Here is a 17,724-nt window from a genome sequence, read left to right as displayed (position 1 = left end):
GTCCCCGAAGTTCAATCTGCTCCAACACCACAGCCCTCGTAGATCCGGCGGAGCTCCGCGTCGATCACTTCGGGGCTGCGGGTCGCAGCGATGTGCGCCTGACCCCGCAACCCGTCGCGCTCGGCCAAGTCAGCGTCGCGCAGATACCGACCGATCGCCGCGGCCAGGGCGGGCACATCGCCCGCGGGCACGAGCATACTTGGGTCCGAAGCGATTTCGGCCGTCCCGCCGACCGGGGTCGCCACGAAAGGACGCGCACCGGCGAGGGCCTCGGTCAGGATCATCGGCATTCCCTCGGCGAACGAAGGCAGGGTGACCACTCGCACCGACCGGATCAAGTCACGCACCCCGTCCGGATGTACCGGGGCCTCAACGGACATGCGCTCGGTGGGCGGGGGAACGTAGTCATCGACGCGGCCGACTATCCGGCAGCGACCCTCGATGCCCTCGGCGAGCAGCAGCCGCCACGCCTCGACGAGCCGATCGACGCCCTTGCGCCGGCCGATGGTGCCCGCGAAGAGCACCACGGGCGGCGTCGTGCTGGCGCCGGGCGAATCCCAATCGATCACAATCGGATTCGCCACCACAGAGGTTGGCACCGTCGGCGCCACCTCCATCGTCGCGGCGCGCGCTTCCTCCGACAACAGGATCACGTGGTCCGCGCGGTTCAGCGTGGCGCCGACGAAGCGAGGGTGCGAGAGGGCGAAATCGGGAAAATCGGAGCCGTGGATGGTGATGATCACCCGGAAACCCCGGGCCCTGGCTAACCGGATCAACGATCCTTCGCGCAACCACGCTCCGCCGTTGGAGATGTGGAAGTGCACGATGGCCGCGCGGGGGGCCCTGGCCAGTGCCAGTCCGGCACGGGCCGTGAGAACGAGGCTCTTCGAGTGGCGCCGTCCGTTCCATGTCGACAGGACGCGGATGTCGTCCGCGCCGATGTTGTTGTCGCGGATGACCCGGATGACCGACTGCGTCCCGCCGAAGCTGTACATGTCCGGCCCGACGTGAATGACGGCGATCATCGTCGCTCGGCTAGGTCCCACAGCAAATCGACCACACGGTCAACATAGATCAGCTTGTCAGCCGTGGCCGGCCGAAACGGTGGCAAACTCACCGCTTTTAACCGGCCCATGACCGAAATCCGGCTGGCCGTCGTCCTGGCCCCTTCCTCGCAGGCCGGCAAAGGCCATCGCCGCGCCCAGGGCAAGACCGAGGGCCAGGGCGTCCATCGGCATCTCGGGCAACGGCCACACCGCCGAGATCGCGAGCAGGCCGGCGGCGACCGCCGCGCTGATCTTCGCCGGCGTCGAGGCGCAGCGGAACGCCCGGACGACCGGCGTGAGCGCGAACCAGGCGAACACCGCCATGCCCACCGCTCCGGCTTTGGCGAGCCACCACTGGTAGAAGAGGTGGGAGTACGTGGGGCCCAGCTTCCATGCGAAGGCATTGGGGTCGTTCCCGGACGGCAGTTGGTATGCGTAGCCCAGGCCGTGGCCGAATACCGGCGCCTGGGCGATGGCCTGGTTGAGCCGGGCGACTTCCCTCAGCCTGTCCAGCGTCGACTCGTCCACGGCGAGAGCACTTTTCGTAACCCCGCCGAGCACCCGCTGGTTGAACGCGGTGAACTGATCGCTGAGCCATGCGCCGGCTTCCGAATGCTGCAGCAAGAACAGCGATCCGGGCACCGTTACCGCGAAGATCGCCGCGCTGACCGCGGCGACGGTCGCCGTCCGGCGGAGCGCCGACCAGCCGAAGCTGGCGAGGAAGGCGACGGCGGCGGCCACCGCGACGGCGATCAGGGTGTTGCGGGCGAAGGACAGCAGCGAAATCACCAGCGCGGGAGGGCCGAGCGCGAAGAACATGGCGGGCCGGACCCGGCCGATGATCGCGGCGGCGATCAGTGCGCTCAGCACGGCGGTGGCCGGCGTCTGGGTGGACAGCACGATGCGCAGCGCCTGCCCGGCGCCCGTCGTCCCCTCCAGGCTTTCCGCCCGGCCGGCCAGCCGGATGGCATGCAACGAACTCACGATCGCCATGCCCGCCGAAAACCACAGGATCACGATCATGACGAGGATCGTCCATTTGAGGTAGCCGCCGTAGACGATCAACAGCGCCAGCACGAACCCCACGACCATTTCCAGCAGGGTCGTCGATTCGCGCACCACCATTTCGGCGTCATGTCTCATCTCGAATCCGACGGCGGTGAAGATGATCACGGCCGTGGTGAATATCAGCGGCAGCCGAAAATCGGCGAACCGCAGCCGCACGATCGGGAGTAGGTAGCAGATCGCCAGCACCGCGGTCACCTGGTACGCATAGATCGCCACCGGGCCCATGACCTTGCCGACGTGCAACCCTTCGGGCAGCGCGGCGAACGCCCCGAAGAGCGTGACCCCCACCATCCCTTCGGGCTTCACCCAGTACACGACCAGGCAGAACAACGCGGCGATCAGCAGCACGCCCTCGGTGGTTCGGCGCACCGAGAGCACGCCGAAGATAAAGCAGCCGAACACGAACAGCGCCAGCAGAACTCCGTCGATCACCAGGCGAGGCCGGCCCGGCAGGTAGGGGATCACGCCGGCCTGCTGACCTTTGCCCGGTAGCTGCGGGCGGCGGCCCTGCTGTGTACGGACGGCCGGGCGTCGGTCAGCACGGTGCCGACGATCTGGGCGCCGGCCGCGCGCAAGGCGGTTAACGCGTCCTTGAGTTCATCGAAGGTGGTTCGCTTCGCCCGGACGACCAAGACCGTGGCCTGCACGGCGCCGGCCAGCAGGGCGGTGTCGGCCGTCGCCAGCACGGGTGGCCCGTCGACCACCGTCAGGTCGAAGCGTGACGACAGGTCTTTCAACACGTTGTCGATCACTTCCGGCGCGTAGGCGCTGCAGGGCGACGTCTCGCGGCGCTGCGACCGCGATCCGAGCAGGAACAGCCTCGAAATCGGGGTCGGCTTCACGACTTCCGCGGCGATTTCCGGGCTGGCCAGCGCGTGGCTCAGGCCCTCGCCCGATTCGACTTTCAGCAACCCGGCGATCACGGGCCGGCGGGTGTCGCCTTCGACGATGAGTATGTCCTGCCCGAGTTCGGCCAGTGCCCGCGACAGGTTGAGCACCGTGGTCGTGGTTCCCTCACCGCCGAACGGCGCGGCCACCAGCACGCGGCGGGCGTCGGGTCCCATTGCCCTGCGCAGCCGGGCAATGAAGCCGCGCACGGCGTCGTCGAATGCGATGTCGGTGCCGAACCGCGGTGCGCTGCCACGCTTTCCGGGCAGCTCGGCCAGGGTCGGCAGGCCCGAAAGTTCTTCGAGCTTTTCGCGGGTGCGCACGGTGCGATCGCTGGCCTCGCGGGTCAGTGCGACCGCGATGGCCAGTAGCAACCCGGCGGTGAACCCCATCACGGTGTTGCGCACCGGCGACGGCGTGATCGGACCGTCGGGCACCCGGGGCGCCTCCACCACCCTCGCCCTTGCCACCGGCGTTCCTTTGGCCATCGGCTGTTGCGGCCCAGGCAATTCCGTCGGCTGGCCCGGAGCCGGGGTGGGCTCGCCCGCCTCGGGTCGCGTGCCGACGGCTACCGGCCCGCTCGGACCGGGATTCACGCCGAGCGTCCCGACTATCGCGGCGAATTGATCGGCCATCGCGCCCGCCAGTGCCGCGGAACGCGTCGGATCGGTGTCTTTGACGCTGATCGTGAACAGCATCGATTTCGCGGTGTATTTCACCTGGGTTTGGTTCACCAATACATCGGGACTGATGGGGACCTGCAGCTGCGCCACCGCGCGCTCCGCCACCGTTCGTCCGCCGGCGATCTGGGCGTACGACGACAGCCGCTCTTGCGCCGTCAACGTGCCGTTGTACAGTTCGGTCAGATCGGTGGCGCCCGAAAACGAGATGAGGACCGTGGCCGACGACTGATAGTGCTTGGTCTGAAACGCCGTCAGGGCCGCGGCGCCGATCGTGCACGCGAGCAGTGCGCCCACGAACAGTTTCCAGTGCGCGAACATGACCCGGATAAAGGTGCGGAAATCCATCCACTAAACCTCTCTGAGCCGACGCCACACGAATAGCATCGATTCCGTTTACTGCTCACCCGCCGCGCAAAGCTTCGCACATTATGCAGCATCGTCATGCGGCATCGTCAGAATCGCTATTAGCGGTGTCCAGTCCCCTTTGCCCGCCATTCACCGTTCGGGCGTGACCGCATCGCGCGGTATGTCGAGCGTCGCGATCGGATACCAGCCCGATTCGTCCCGGTCGTCCCGGGCCATCCGCATGGGCGGGTAGTTCACCACGTGCGATGCGAGCGGCTTGTGCTGCTGCCATTCCGCGGCCGCACGCAGCGTGTAGCGCCCCGGCGGCAGGCCGGACGTGTCGATGTGAACGGCCTCGGTCGAGGATGCCGGCACCGGTTCCTTGCCGGGGTTGTCGCCGGTCTGCCCCTGGCCCAGGGCCTTGAGGTTGACCGTTGCCGGCAGGGTCCGAACGACCGCCCCCGAGAAATCCACCAGCCGGTAGCCGGGCACCCAATGCTCGGTCGCGGCGGCCGCGCCGTAATTGGTCCACACCGCCGAGATGGTCGCGACCTTGCCCTGTGTTGATTGCGAGCCGGGCCGGGCCTCGACCGAATACCGGTAGCCGGCGGCCACGTTGGCCTGGGCCCACAGCAGATACAGCGCCGGGTTCATCGAGGTGCTGGAGTCCCGATCCGGGAAGTTGAAACTCGACGTCATCGACACGCGATACTGGACGACGTCGTGCAAGCCCTTCTCGTAGTAGGACCGCGGATCGGTGCCGGCGGGCAGCTGGCACCACTCGGTGATCACCAGTGCCGAGGCCAGCCGGTCTTTGATTGCGCCGACGAGCGGATCCTTCGACTCCACGTAATGCGACTTGTCCGACTCGGCCCACACCGGCAACGGCGCGAACACGCCCAGGCAATCCGAGCGGATGCCCACCGGCGCCGACAGTTTCTTGGTGACGTCGTCGGCGAGTAACTGGCGCACGATTTCCGGATTGAGCGCGGTCGTGACCAGTTGCGTGCGGGGAAACGCGGCGACGTTCGCCGCGACGAGCTGGCCGATGGCGGCTTTCGTGATGCTCTGGTCGCGGAACTGGCTGTAATAGCCCAGCCGCGCCTCGCTGTCTTCGGGGGACGCACCCGGCGCGCCCAACTTGTCCCGCAGATACGCGATGTGGTTCTCGCTGAAATCCCCGTAGCCGGAGAACTCGAAAACGCTGAGCCGCTCGTCGCCGTCGTAGCGCCGGCCCAGCGCGGCCAGCAGTTGGCCGAACGCCTCCAGGTAATTCGGGTCGTTCCAGTTGGGCACGACCTGCGTCACCCCGGGCGTCCACCAATAACGTTCGGGCCCCGTATAGCTGGTGGTCGCCGACCGCATCCAGTCGGGAACCGCGATATTGGTGTTGTTCGGATAGGTGGCGTCGCAACAGGAGTTGTAGGCGTACACGCGCAGGGTCAGCCGGATGTTGCGGCCGGCCAGCTTCGCCAGCGCGTCGTCGATCGCGCTGAAATCGAACTTGAGATCGTCCGGCGCGTCGGGGGGCAACGTGCGCGGATCGGTGGGCTGCAACTGCCGCCACGACACCCGCTGGCTCGCGTCGTACGACGCCGGCCACGGCGGATACCGTTGCGCCGTATTGCTTTGCGGAAAAAGCGGCATCAGGAGATCCTCGTACTGGCCGCGCAGCGGGTTGGGGATCTCCTGCTCGGTCAACGGGATGGCCGGACTGGCGATCGGGGTCAACGGCTCGGGGTTATTGCGACTACTACACCCGCTCAGCGCCAGGGCCGCGCACACGGCAATGGCCGCCGTGCGCTTTCCCTGTATTCGGATCATCGTTGCGATGCTAGATCGCGCCCGGCGAATCATTGACCATTGGTTGTCGTCGAGTCGCGCGGAATATCTAGTGTGGCAATCGGATACATGCCCGATCCGTCGCGGCCGTCGCGGGCCAACGCCATGGGGGCGTAGTTCACCACATGTGAGGCGCCCGGTTTGTGCTGTTGCCAGTCAACGGATGCGCGCAGCGTGTAGTGTCCCGGCGCCAAGCCGGTCAGGTCGACGTGCACCGACTCGGTCGTCGGGGCCGGGACCGCCTCCTCGCGCGATTGGCTCGAGTCGTCGTGAACCAGTGTCTTGAGGTTCACCGTCGCCGGCACGGTCCGGACCACCGTCCCCGAGAAATCCACCAGCTTGTAGCCGGGCGTCCACTGTTCGGTCGCGGCCGCGGAACCGTAATTGGTCCAGACGACGGAAATGCTCGCCACCTTGCCCTGGATCGACTGCGAGCCCGGACGCGCCTCGACCGAATACTGGTAGCCGGCCGACGCATTGGCCTTGGCCCAGAGCAGATACAAGTTCGCGTCCATCGCCGACGTCGCGTCGCGGTCCGGGAATCTGGTGCTCGACGTCATCGACACGTGGTACCTGATGACGTCGTGCAGTCCCTTTTCGTAGTAGGCCCGCGGGTCGGCTCCGCTCGGTAGCTGACACCATTCGGTGATCACCAGCGCCGAGGTCAGCCGCTGCTTGATCGCGTTGACGACCGCGTCGTTGGAGCGCACATAGTGAGAGTCGTTGGAATCGGCCCAGGCCGGCAGCGGCTCCTGGACGCCGAGGCAATCCGAACGGATGCCCACCGGCGCGGACAGTTTCTTGGTGACGTCGTCGGCGAGCAGCTCGCGCACGATCTCCGGGTTCTGCGGGGTGACGACCAGTTGTGTGTGGGGGAACGCGTTGACGTTCGCCGCGACGAGCTGCCGAATGGACGCGATGGTGATGCTCTGATCACGAAACTGGCTGTAGTACCCCAGCATCGCCACGCTGTCGTCGGGCGATGGGCCTGGCGCGCCCAACGCGTCGCGTAAATAGGCGACGTCGTTGCCGCTGGCATTCCCGTAGCCGGAAAACTCGAAAACGCTGAGCCTTTCGTCGCCGTCGTAGCGCCGACCCAGCGCGGCCAGCAGCTGGGAGAAGGCGTCGAGGTAATCGGGGTTGTTCCAGTTCGGCACCACCTGCGTCACGCCCGCGGCGGAACCGTTCGGCGGCCCCGAATAGGTGGTGGCCGCCGGGCGCATCCAGTCGGGAATCGCGATGTTGGGATTGCCCGAGTCGTTGCAACACGAGTTGTACGCGTACACGCGCAGCGTCATCCGCATGTTTCGGCTGGCCAGCTTCGTCAGCGCATCGTCGATCGCGCTGAAATCGAACTTGCGATCGTCGGGCGCGTCGGGGGGCAGGGTGCGCGGATCGGTCGGCTGCAACTGCCGCCACGACACCCGCAGGCTCGCGTCATACGAAGCCGGCCACGCCGGATAGCGCTGCTGGGCCGGATTACCCTGCGGGAAAAGGGGATTCAGGAGATCCTCGTACTGCCCGCGCAGCGGGTTGGAGATCTGTTGGACGGTCGGCGGTATGGCCGGGCTGACCATCGCGGATAGCGGTCCGGGGTCGCTGTGCCTGCCGCATCCGTCCAGCACCACCGCGATCGTGCACACGACAGCGGCCAGCACGCGTTTCTTCGATGGACGAAACATCGGAATGTCAGATCACGCCCAACGACAGCGACTCGCGGTCGGCGAGGAACGGCATCGGCAACCAGCGCGCGGACAGCAACGCTTCCATCGCGTCACCCGGAACGGGCCGCGACAACAAGAATCCCTGGGCGCGGTGGCAACCGTGCTGCATCAATGTCAGTGCGGCGGCGGGTGTCTCGACTCCCTCGGCGACGACCTGCAGGCCGAAGGCCTCGGCCAGCCCTATGATCGCCCGAACGATGGCGAGGTCTCCGGCGTTGCTGCCCAACTCGCGGACGAACGCGGTATCGATCTTCAGGATGTCGACCGGCAGCGACTTCAGGTGCGAGAGAACGGCATAGCCGGTCCCGAAGTCGTCGATGGCGATCTGGACCCCGACCTCCTTGAGTTCCGTCAGCGTCTTGCGAGTGGTCTCGATGTCGTGCACCACGGCCCGCTCGGTGATCTCCAGGCAGAGCGATCCGCCGTCGATGCCGAACTCCTCGATGGTGTCGGCGACACTGCGCACGAAGCCGCGGGTGATCAGTTGAACCGGTGACACATTGATGCGCAGCACCGCGCTCTGCCCGACACCGTTGGCGCGCCAGCGGCTGAATTCCGCGCAGGCGCTTCGCATTACCCACTGGCCCAGCTCCGCCGCGAGGTTGGTCGTCTCCGCCACCCCGATGAACGAGTCCGGCAGCAGCAACCCCCAGATCGGGTGCCGCCAGCGGACCAGCGCCTCCGCGGCCACGATGGCGCCCGTCCACAGGTCGACCTCGGGCAGATAATGCAGCAGCAGCGCTTCGCTGTCGATGTCCCCGCGCAGGTGCAGCTCAATGTCGTTGCGGAAGGCGCTTTTCAGTGACATGTCATCGGTGGACACCGCAACCTGGTTGCCGCCCGCGCGCTTGGCGGTCAGCACGGCCTCGTCGGCGCGGCGCAGCAGGTCGGCGCTGTTGTCGCGGCCCGGCATGCCCACCGCCAGCCCGATGCTGACGGTGCGGGTGATCATGTATCCCCCGACGGCCATGCGCTCGTGCAGCATCGCGCCGATGCGGCGCGCGAACGACTCCGCGGTTCCGGTCGACATCGGCTGGTCGGGGATGACGACGAACTCGTCGCCGCCCAGCCGCGCGATCAGGCTCTGACTTCCCGCGCATACCCGGATGCGTTGCGCGAAGACCTTGATGAACCAGTCGCCCGCGGCGTGGCCGAGGTAGTCGTTGATCGGCTTCAACCGGTCGAGGTCGAAATACAAGACCGCAACGGGCCCCGGACTGCCAGCGGCCAGTCTCTCCGACAGATGCGCCACCAGCGCCCGACGGTTGTACAGACCGGTCAGGTCGTCGTGCTCGGCGAGGTAGCGCAGCTTTTCTTCGGCCGCGATGCGGGCTTGAAGCTGCGCAAACAGCGCGGCGACGGCCTCGAGCGTGTTTAGCTCCTCCGGCTTCCACTTCCGGCTGCCGTACTTGACGAAGCCGAGCACGCCGGTGACCGCGTCGCCCGAGACGAGCGGGGCCGCCGCCACCGAGGGCGAGGGGCGTCCCTTGGCTCCGCCGAGCCAGCGGTGCAGGGAATGGCCGCTCTGATCGTCGGGTATCACCACCGGTTTCCTGCTGCGCTCGCATTCCGCGAGCACCGGGTCGGCGCTGGTGAAGTGGACAACGGCCATCGGATCCGGATGCGCAACGTCAGTGCGCGGCGGCCATTCCGCCACCAGCACCGAGGCCCGGACGTCCTGGTCGTGGTGGCGCAGGAAACTGCTGTCCATGTCGAACTGCTCGACGAGCTGCGCGAGTATCCGTTCGCTGATTTGAGTCGCGGTGGAACTCGTGGCCTGCATCAGCTGGGTGGCTACGGAAGTGACGACGAGATCGAGACTGCGCGGCACGGGCTCCTCCGATGTCGGGCAAATGTCCCGTCTGGGCGGCTGGCCCAATCAGTATGGCGAAGCGTAACACGCGCTACCCCGCCTAAGCGGGGCTTGCGATGGGCCTGTACCTGGAGTTTTCGGGTCAATCCGGCGAGTGAAACAGCTCACAGTCCGCCCGGATCTGTCACACCCCAACAGGCCGCGGTGTCTCAAGGGCACACGTCCCGTGAGAATAGGAGACAGAAATGAGCGAGGTCACCGCCCCAAGAACCCATGTCGTCGTCGGCGGCGGCGGGTACGCCGGAACCGTGGCCGCCAACCGCCTGCGGCAGCGTCCGGACATCGAAATCACTCTGGTCAACTCCCGTCCCGTCTTCGTCGAACGGATTCGCTTGCACCAGTTGGTCGCCGACACCGGCGCCGCGACCGCCGAGTTCGGCGAGCTGCTGGGCGACGGAATCCGGCTGATCGTCGACACCGTCGACCGCATCGAGTTCGCGGACCGGCGGGTGCTGCTCGCCTCGGGCGCCGAGCTGAGCTACGACTACCTGATCTATGCCGTCGGCAGTACGGGCGCGATGCCCTCGACGGTCCCCGGCGCCGCCGAATTCGCCTATGCGATCGCCGACCTGGAAAGCGCGCGGCGGCTGCGCTACGCCCTCGCCGACCTGCCGCCGGACGCCCCGGTCACCGTGATCGGCGCCGGATTGACCGGCATCGAGACGGCCTCCGAGCTGGGCGCGCGGGGACGCCCGGTGACCCTGGTCTGCGGTGGGACGCTCGGACCGTCGCTGAGCGAGCGGGGTCGGCGTTCGGTCGGCAAGCGACTGCGCAAGCTCGGCGTGAACGTGCTGGAATCCGTCGCAGCGACCCAGGTCCGCTGGGACGCGGTGGTGCTGAGCGACGGCGCGGTGCTGCCCAGCGCCGCGACGGTGTGGACGGCCGGGTTCGCGGTGCCGGATCTGGCCGCGCGCAGCGGGCTGAGCACCGATGCGATCGGGCGGCTGCTCACCGACGAAACGCTGACCAGCGTCGACGACGATCGCATCGTCGCCGCCGGTGACGCCACCGCGCCGTCGGGCCAGCCGCTGCGCATGAGCTGCCAGGCCGCCGGGCCGTTAGGCGCCCAGGCCGCCGACACCGTGCTCAGCCGCATCGCCGGGCGGACACCCGCGGCGCTCAACCAGGCGTTCGTCGGGCAGTGCATCAGCCTCGGCCGCGCCCACGCCACCTTCCAGCTCGCACGCACCGACGACACCCCGGTGAACGCGGTGCTGGCCGGCCGGACCGCCGCGTCCCTCAAGGAGGCGATCTGCAAGGGCACGCTGTGGGCCATCCGCCGCGAGGCCGCCAAGCCCGGCTCGTACTACTGGCTCAAGGGCGGCAACCGCGCAGCGCGGCTGCAGGCCGACGAGCGGGTCCCGCTGCCATGATCGCCCCCGGTGAGCACGCCGAACGGTTCACGCTGCTGCGGCCGTTGTTGTTCACCATCGCCTACGAAATCCTGGGCTCGGCGACCGAGGCCGACGACGTGTTGCAGGACAGCTATCTGCGGTGGGCCGACGTCGACCTCGCGACCGTGCGCGACACGAAGTCCTACCTGGCCCAGCTGGTCACCCGTCAGGCGCTCAACGCGCTGCGGGCGGGCGCCCGTCGCCGCGAGGAGTACGTGGGGCCGTGGCTGCCCGAGCCGCTGCTGACCGACGACCAGGACCCGTCGGCCGATGTCGTTCTGGCGGAATCGGTTTCGATGGCGATGCTGGTGCTGCTGGAAACCCTGAGCCCCGACGAACGGGCCGTGTTCGTGCTGCGCGAGGTGTTCGGTTTCGACTACGCCGACATCGGGGAGGCGGTCGGCAAGCCCGCGCCGACCGTGCGGCAGGTGGCGCACCGGGCCCGCGAGCATGTGCGGGCGCGGCGCAAGCGCTTCGACACGGTCGACGCGCACCGCAACGCGGAGATCACCGCCCAATTCCTGGCCACGGCGGCCAACGGCGACGTGGACGCGCTGATCGCAATGCTCGCCCCGGATGCGACCTGGATGGCCGACAGCGGGGGCAAGGTGTCCGCCGCGCGGCGGCCGGTGATCGGTGCCGAACGGGTGGCCAGGGCCATCGCCGGGCTGATGCGCAAGATGAGCAAATTGTGGGCCGCGGTGCGCATCGAAATGGTGACCTGCAACAGCGCCCCGGCGGTCTTGGTCTATCAGGACGAACACCTCGAGATGGTGATCACGCTGGAGATCGCCGGCGACAAGATCACCAACTTCTACGTGATGCGCAATCCCGACAAGCTGGCCGCGCTGGCGACGGCCCGCGACATCAGCCGCGGCTGACCCCCGGTGCGGGGTGCGGCTGTCCGTCGTTCTGTCAAGCTAGATCGGTGCGAATCGACGACCTCGGCGACCTTGGCGACGCGCCCCGCGTGCTGCGCGCCGTCGGCGACGCCACCGGGCGGCTCGGTCTGCCGCCGCCGGCCGCGCTGACCGGCGACTGGTTCGGCGCGCAGGCCGTCATCGCACCGAGCGTGTCGGCGCAACCGGTCGACGCCCGCGACGCGTTCGCGGTCGGGTTGGACGCGCGGACGCCGGATTCCGCGGCCGTGGGCGGCGGCTGGGTCGGCTACCTGTCCTATCCCGACGCGGGCGCCGACGGACGTCCGAACCGGATCCCCGAGGCCGCCGGGGGGTGGACCGACTGCGTGCTGCGCCGCGACCGGGACGGGCAGTGGTGGTACGAAAGCCTTTCCGGGGTCCCGATGCCGGATTGGCTGACCGCGGCGCTGGCCGCGACACCGGCGCCCGGGCGCGAATGCCGGATCGACTGGGACGCGGCCGACCGCGCGGAGCACCGCGGCGGTGTGCTCGCCTGCCTGGAGGCGATCCGCGCCGGCGAGGTCTACCAGGCGTGCGTGTGCACGCAGTTCACCGGACGCGTCACCGGGGCGCCGCTGGATTTCTTCGTCGACGGCGTCGCGCGTACCGCTCCGTCCCGGGCGGCCTACGTCGCCGGACCGTGGGGCGCGGTGGCGTCGCTGTCTCCGGAGCTGTTTCTGCGGCGCCGCGGTTGCGTCGTGACGTCCAGCCCGATCAAGGGCACCCTGCCGCTGGATGCCTGGCCGTCGGAGTTACGGGCTTCGGCCAAAGAGGTCGCCGAGAACATCATGATCGTGGACCTGGTCCGCAACGACCTTGGCCGGGTGGCGATCACCGGCACGGTGACCGTGCCCGAGCTGCTGGTGGTGCGTCGTGCGCCCGGCGTGTGGCACCTGGTGTCCACGGTGGCGGCGCGGGTACCGACGGAGCTGCCGACGACCGCACTGCTGGACGCGGCCTTTCCGCCCGCCTCCGTCACGGGTACCCCCAAACACCGTGCCCGCCAATTGATTTCGCAATGGGAGCAACGGCGCCGCGGGATATATTGCGGCACAGTCGGTTTGGCATCGCCAATCGCCGGGTGTGAGCTCAACGTCGCGATCCGCACCGTCGAGTTCGACGCGGTGGGCGGTGCGGTGCTGGGCGTCGGCGGCGGAATCACCGCCGACTCGGACCCCGACGCCGAATGGGAAGAATGTCTGCACAAGGCGGCCGGCGTCGGGCTGACACTTCCGACTCACTCGCGGCGTGACCGCAAGACCGCGTCGTAGAGCTGGCGCGAACGCACACCCGGATGCGCCGCGGCCACCTCGCCGCACGCGTCCTTGACGCGGGCACCCCCCGCGACGAGCTCCTCCACGTCCGCCACCAACGACGGCAGGTCGGCGCGCGGGACGGCGCCGGCGACGACGACGGTGATCTCGCCGAGCACGCCGTCGGCCGCCCACGTCGCCAGCTCGGCGAGCGATCCGCGCACCACTTCCTCGTGCACCTTGGTCAGCTCCCGGCAGACCGCAGCCGCGCGTTCACCGCCGAGTTCCTCGACGGCGTCGCGCAGGCACGCAGCCAGCCGGCGCGGCGATTCGAAGAACACGACGGTGCGCCGCTCGTCGGCCAGTCCCTTGAGCCACGTCCTGCGGGCCGCGCTCTTGCGCGGGGCGAAGCCCTCGAAGCAGAACTTCTCCGACGGCAAACCGGATACGGCCAGCGCCGTGGTCACCGCGGACGGCCCGGGCAGACACGTCACCGGCACCCCCGCGTCGACGCAAGCGGCGACCAGCCGATAGCCGGGGTCGCTGATCACCGGCATCCCGGCGTCGCTGACCACCAGCACCGTCGCCCCGGCCTTGACCGCGTCGACCAGCGCGGGCACCCGCGCGGCCTCGACCTGGTCGAACAGGCTGACCACCCGGCCGGTGATGGCGACGCCGAGGTTTTTGGCCAGGGTGCGCACCCGCCGCGTGTCCTCGGCCGCCACCACGTCGGCGCTCGTGAGCGCGTCGATCAGCCGAGGCGAGGCATCCGACGGCTGGCCCAACGGGGTCGCACCGAGCAACAGGCGACCGTAGGTCATGACGGACAGCCTACGATCGACACCGATGTCCGCTCCGGCCCGCGAAACCTCCGTGACAGTGGAGGATGCCGTCGGGGAGCGCGTCGTGCCCGTCGTCAGCCCGGGCCCGCTAATCCCGGTCGCCGATTTCGGGCCCACCGACCAGATCCGCGGCTGGGTGGTCACCGGCGTGATCACGCTGCTGGCAACGGTGACCCGATTCCTCAACCTGGGCTCACCGACCGATGCGGGCACGCCGATCTTCGACGAGAAGCACTACGCGCCTCAGGCCTGGCAGGTGCTGCACAACCACGGGGTGGAAGACAATCCCGGCTTCGGGCTGGTGGTGCATCCGCCGGTCGGCAAGCAACTGATCGCGTTGGGCGAGGCGATCTTCGGCTACAACGGGTTGGGCTGGCGGTTCACCGGGGCCTTGCTCGGCGTGGTGATGGTGACCCTGGTGCTGCGCATCGTGCGGCGGATCAGCCGATCGACTTTGGTGGGCGCCATCGCCGGCGTGCTGCTCATCTGCGACGGCGTTAGCTTCGTCGCCTCCCGGACCGCGCTGCTCGACGGCCTGCTCACCTTCTTCGTGGTCGCCGCGTTCGGCGCGCTGATCGTCGACCGCGATCAGGTGAGGCAACGAATGCACGTGGCCCTGTTGGAGGGTCGCGCCGGCGAAACGGTGTGGGGCCCGCGGCTGGGTGTGCGCTGGTGGCGCTTCCTCGCGGGGATTCTGCTCGGATTGGCTTGCGGGACAAAGTGGTCCGGCCTTTACTTCGTGCTGTTCTTCGGCGCGATGTCGTTGGCGTTCGACGTGGCGGCGCGCCGTCAATATCAGGTGACCCGGCCCTGGCTGGGGGTTCTCCGCCGTGACCTGATCCCCACCATTTATGCGCTGGCGTTCATCCCGTTCGCGGTCTACCTGGCCAGCTATGCGCCGTGGTTCGCCTCGGAGACCGCGATCGACCGGCACGAGGTCGGCCAGACGATCGGCCCCCACTCCGTCCTTCCGCTGCCCGACGCCGTCCGCTCCCTTTGGCACTACACCGCCAAGGCCTTCCAATTCCATGCGGGCCTGACGAATTCGGCCGGCAACTACCACCCGTGGGAATCCAAACCGTGGAGCTGGCCGATGTCGTTGCGGCCGGTGCTCTATGCCATCGATCAGCAGAACGTCGCCGGTTGCGGGGCGCAATCCTGCGTGAAGGCCGAGATGCTGGTCGGCACTCCCGCGATGTGGTGGCTGGCGGTGCCGGTGCTGATCTATGCCCTTTGGCGATCGGTGATCCGGCGGGACTGGCGCTACGCCGTGGTCCTGGTGGGCTATTGCGCGGGATGGCTGCCCTGGTTCGCCGACATCGACCGGCAGATGTACTTCTTCTACGCGGCGACCATGGCGCCGTTCCTGGTGATGGGGATCGCCCTGATATGTGGGGACATCCTCTACGCGCGTGGTCAAAGCTCCGAGCGACGGACACTGGGCCTGATCGCGGTGTGCTGCTACGTCGCGTTAGTGGTGACCAACTTCGCCTGGCTGTTCCCGGTGCTTACCGGTCTTCCCATTTCGCAGCAGACCTGGGACATGGAGATCTGGCTGCCCAGCTGGCGGTAGTTCGGGTTTCTGCGCCGAGATTGCCGTGAGGGCTGTGATCGCGGGCCCAATCACGACCATGACGGCAATCTCGGTGAGATGTCAGTCACCGCAAGCACCATGAGCGCGTGACGGGGGTATTTCGCGGGACCGAGGCAATAGCGTGCGGCGCGCTGACCCGCGGCCAACTGCGCTGGAACTACCGGCGAATCCACCGCAACGTATACCTGCCGAAAAATGGGGTCAGGTCGCTGCGGGACAACGCCCATGCGGCGTGGCTGTGGTCGGGACGGCGCGGCATCATCGCCGGCCGTGCCGCCGCCGCGCTCCACGGAGCCAAGTGGATCGACGATTTCACCCCGGTAGAAATTGTCGGACCGTTCAACCATCCACCTCCGGGCACGATTGTTCGCCGCGAACGCATCAGCGATGAGGACGTCGTCGAATTCGACGGCCTGCCTGTAACTGGTCTTGCACGCACCGCGTTCGATCTGGCCAGGCATCTGCCGCCTGCCGTCGCGGTCGCCCACCTCGACGCGCTGTCGGCGGCGACCGGTGTTACCTCGGCCGACGTGGCCCCTTTAATAGCTCGGCATAAGGGGGCACGGGGCGTGCGCCAATGCCAGGTACCTCTCGCGTTAATGGACGGCGGAGCACAGTCTCCGAAGGAAAGCTGGTTGCGAATGGTCCTCATCGACGCCGGCCTGCCCCGCCCCGTTACGCAGATTCGCGTCACCGATGGACAGCTTGTCGCGTACCTCGATATGGGATGGGAGGGGCCGATGGTCGCAATCGAATACGACGGGGACCAACACCGAAGCGATCGAAGGCAATACGTGAAGGACATCCGGCGAGCCGAAATGATCAGTCGCCTCGGCTGGCATGTGATCAGGGTGATCAATGAGGACCGGCCAAACGTCATTGTGCAGCGGGCGCGCGACGCGCTTGCACGCCGCTCTGCGCCGAGATTGCCGTGAGGGCTGTGATCCGGGGGCCAATCACGACCATGGCGGCAATCTCGACGCGAAAGGCTACACCGGGTCGCGGGCGACGGGGCAGCACATGCAGCGGGGGCCGCCGCGGCCGGTACCCAATTCCGATCCCGCGATGGTCAGCACTTCGATGCCGGCGTCTTGCAAGCGGCTATTGGTCTGCATGTTGCGTTCGTAGGCGACGACGACCCCGGGCGTCAGAGCCAACGTGTTGTTGCCGTCGTCCCACTGTTCGCGTTCGGCGATGACCGGATCGAGACCGGTATCGATGACGCGCAGCTTGTCGATCTCCATCGCCTTGGCGGCGGCCTCGAGGAACGGCGTTTCGTCGCTGATCGTGACGCCGTCGGGCGTGCGCTGGATGGTGAAGGCCGAGAGCGTGTCGACGACGTTGGCGTACATCACCACGGTGTCGGTGTCGACCATCGTGCACACCGTGTCCAGGTGCATCTGCGCGCGCTGCTGAGCGATCGGCACGGCCAGCACGGTGTTGGCGAGGTCGTCGTCAAATAGGCTGCGCGCCAACGCTTCCGCACCGGCAGGGGTGGTGCGCTCGCCCACGCCGACGGCGAGCACACCGGGCGCGAGCAACAGCACGTCGCCGCCCTCGACCGGGGCGGTGCGCGACTCGTAGGCGCGCCGCACACCGGTGAACCGCGGATGGTGCGCGTAGATGAGGTCGGTCAGCGACGCCTCGCGAACCCGGGCCCGCAGCGCCAGCGTCGGGATCACGACCCGCGGCCCGATCCAGATCGACGAGTCGCGGGTGAACACCAGGTTCGGCAGGGGCTCGATGACGAAGTCCGCGCCATGGTGCATGCGAAGCACCAACGACACGTCGGTGCGGGTGTCGGGCGGGAGTTCGTTGAACGTCATGCCGGCCATAAGGACATTCGCGAGCCGGACCGGGTCCAGACCGCGCAGATAGGCCGAAAGCTCTTGCGCCAGAGGCGCACCGAGCCGGCGCGCGTCGACAGCGGCGGCAACACCCTGCATCCGGGCTGCCCCGCTGTGGCTGAGCGCCTCGGTCAGCAGGTCCGACAGCAGCAGCACTTCCACCCCGCGCGACCGCAGCAGCTCGGCGAACTGGTCGTGCTCCTCCTGCGCGCGAGCGACCCACGGCAACCCGTCGAACAGCAGCTGGTCGCTGTTGCGTGGATTGAGTCGCCCCAACTCGGCACCCGGGCGGTGCAGGATGGCGACGCGTAGCGTGCCCACTTCGGACTCGGTGCTCAGCTCAACACCCACGGTTAAAACGGTAGCCGGTCGCCCGGCCGCTCCCGTCCCGATCGAACGGATGTG

At 67.9% G+C, this 17,724-nt stretch carries 13 protein-coding genes; 5 read left to right on the top strand and 8 right to left on the bottom strand.

The genetic code is table 11. From position 1 onward, the window contains the following. Positions 1 to 11: 11 nt before the first annotated feature. The 6 genes from A5747_RS06495 to A5747_RS06470 form a co-directional block, all read right to left on the bottom strand. Positions 12 to 1,025, bottom strand: coding sequence for a glycosyltransferase family 4 protein (locus A5747_RS06495; RefSeq protein WP_076122841.1), 1,014 nt, complete (start codon positions 1,023 to 1,025; stop codon positions 12 to 14). Positions 1,026 to 1,082: 57 nt separating this feature from the next. Next, a complete protein-coding gene (locus A5747_RS06490; RefSeq protein ID WP_076122840.1) occupies positions 1,083 to 2,579 on the bottom strand; it encodes an O-antigen ligase family protein in 1,497 nt (498 codons plus the stop codon). Continuing rightward, positions 2,576 to 4,030 carry a polysaccharide biosynthesis tyrosine autokinase gene (locus A5747_RS06485; protein WP_076122839.1) on the bottom strand — a complete coding sequence of 485 codons (1,455 nt, stop codon included), beginning with the start codon at positions 4,028 to 4,030 and terminating at the stop codon, positions 2,576 to 2,578. Before A5747_RS06485 ends, A5747_RS06490 begins: the two co-directional genes overlap by 4 nt. 150 nt (positions 4,031 to 4,180) lie before the next feature. Further along, positions 4,181 to 5,854, bottom strand: a complete 1,674-nt coding sequence (locus A5747_RS06480; RefSeq protein WP_233147972.1) for a hypothetical protein — start codon at positions 5,852 to 5,854, stop codon at positions 4,181 to 4,183. Positions 5,855 to 5,883: 29 nt separating this feature from the next. Beyond that, positions 5,884 to 7,554: a hypothetical protein gene (locus tag A5747_RS06475; protein ID WP_076122838.1), complete on the bottom strand. Its 1,671-nt coding sequence runs from the start codon at positions 7,552 to 7,554 to the stop codon at positions 5,884 to 5,886. A gap of 7 nt (positions 7,555 to 7,561) precedes the next feature. Further along, on the bottom strand, positions 7,562 to 9,427 hold the full coding sequence (locus A5747_RS06470) for a bifunctional diguanylate cyclase/phosphodiesterase (RefSeq protein WP_076122837.1): 1,866 nt from the start codon (positions 9,425 to 9,427) through the stop codon (positions 7,562 to 7,564). Positions 9,428 to 9,654: 227 nt separating this feature from the next. Between A5747_RS06470 and A5747_RS06465 the strand changes: the two genes are divergently transcribed. From A5747_RS06465 to A5747_RS06455, 3 genes are read left to right on the top strand one after another with little or no spacing between them, the layout of a single operon-like run. Then, positions 9,655 to 10,842 carry an NAD(P)/FAD-dependent oxidoreductase gene (locus A5747_RS06465; RefSeq protein ID WP_076122836.1) on the top strand — a complete coding sequence of 396 codons (1,188 nt, stop codon included), beginning with the start codon at positions 9,655 to 9,657 and terminating at the stop codon, positions 10,840 to 10,842. Then, the gene (locus A5747_RS06460; RefSeq protein WP_076122835.1) at positions 10,839 to 11,744 is read left to right on the top strand and encodes an RNA polymerase sigma-70 factor; all 906 of its coding nucleotides are present in this window, start codon (positions 10,839 to 10,841) and stop codon (positions 11,742 to 11,744) included. The genes A5747_RS06465 and A5747_RS06460 overlap by 4 nt, the downstream gene beginning before the upstream one ends. A 47-nt stretch (positions 11,745 to 11,791) precedes the next feature. Further along, a complete protein-coding gene (locus A5747_RS06455) occupies positions 11,792 to 13,054 on the top strand; it encodes an aminodeoxychorismate synthase component I (protein ID WP_076122834.1) in 1,263 nt (420 codons plus the stop codon). Here A5747_RS06455 and rsmI read toward each other — a convergent pair. Then, on the bottom strand, positions 13,021 to 13,857 hold the full coding sequence (rsmI, locus tag A5747_RS06450; protein ID WP_076122833.1) for a 16S rRNA (cytidine(1402)-2'-O)-methyltransferase: 837 nt from the start codon (positions 13,855 to 13,857) through the stop codon (positions 13,021 to 13,023). The genes A5747_RS06455 and rsmI overlap by 34 nt on opposite strands. A 25-nt stretch (positions 13,858 to 13,882) precedes the next feature. On the opposite strand from rsmI, the gene A5747_RS06445 reads away from it, so the two are divergent. Further along, positions 13,883 to 15,451: a dolichyl-phosphate-mannose--protein mannosyltransferase gene (locus A5747_RS06445; protein ID WP_076122832.1), complete on the top strand. Its 1,569-nt coding sequence runs from the start codon at positions 13,883 to 13,885 to the stop codon at positions 15,449 to 15,451. A 107-nt stretch (positions 15,452 to 15,558) separates the two neighbouring features. Then, on the top strand, positions 15,559 to 16,407 hold the full coding sequence (locus tag A5747_RS06440; RefSeq protein ID WP_076122831.1) for a DUF559 domain-containing protein: 849 nt from the start codon (positions 15,559 to 15,561) through the stop codon (positions 16,405 to 16,407). A 54-nt stretch (positions 16,408 to 16,461) separates the two neighbouring features. Here the strand turns inward: A5747_RS06440 and arcA are convergent, their stop codons facing one another. Then, positions 16,462 to 17,670 (bottom strand): arginine deiminase, encoded by a 1,209-nt coding sequence (gene arcA / locus A5747_RS06435; RefSeq protein WP_076122830.1) that lies wholly within the window; start codon positions 17,668 to 17,670, stop codon positions 16,462 to 16,464. Positions 17,671 to 17,724: the final 54 nt, after the last annotated feature.

This window comes from Mycobacterium sp. IS-836 (assembly GCF_001954275.1).
Classification (GTDB): Bacteria; Actinomycetota; Actinomycetes; order Mycobacteriales; family Mycobacteriaceae; genus Mycobacterium.
This window is presented reverse-complemented; position numbering and strand designations above follow the sequence as displayed.

Bases quoted from the DNA above. Each gene is read 5' to 3' on its own strand.
- A5747_RS06460 (WP_076122835.1), top strand. From the start codon at position 10,839: ATGATCGCCCCCGGTGAGCACGCCGAACGGTTCACGCTGCTGCGGCCG.
- rsmI (WP_076122833.1), bottom strand. From the start codon at position 13,857: ATGACCTACGGTCGCCTGTTGCTCGGTGCGACCCCGTTGGGCCAGCCG.
- A5747_RS06465 (WP_076122836.1), top strand. From the start codon at position 9,655: ATGAGCGAGGTCACCGCCCCAAGAACCCATGTCGTCGTCGGCGGCGGC.
- A5747_RS06475 (WP_076122838.1), bottom strand. From the start codon at position 7,554: ATGTTTCGTCCATCGAAGAAACGCGTGCTGGCCGCTGTCGTGTGCACG.
- A5747_RS06445 (WP_076122832.1), top strand. From the start codon at position 13,883: ATGTCCGCTCCGGCCCGCGAAACCTCCGTGACAGTGGAGGATGCCGTC.
- A5747_RS06480 (WP_233147972.1), bottom strand. From the start codon at position 5,854: ATGATCCGAATACAGGGAAAGCGCACGGCGGCCATTGCCGTGTGCGCG.
- A5747_RS06495 (WP_076122841.1), bottom strand. From the start codon at position 1,025: ATGATCGCCGTCATTCACGTCGGGCCGGACATGTACAGCTTCGGCGGG.
- A5747_RS06485 (WP_076122839.1), bottom strand. From the start codon at position 4,030: ATGGATTTCCGCACCTTTATCCGGGTCATGTTCGCGCACTGGAAACTG.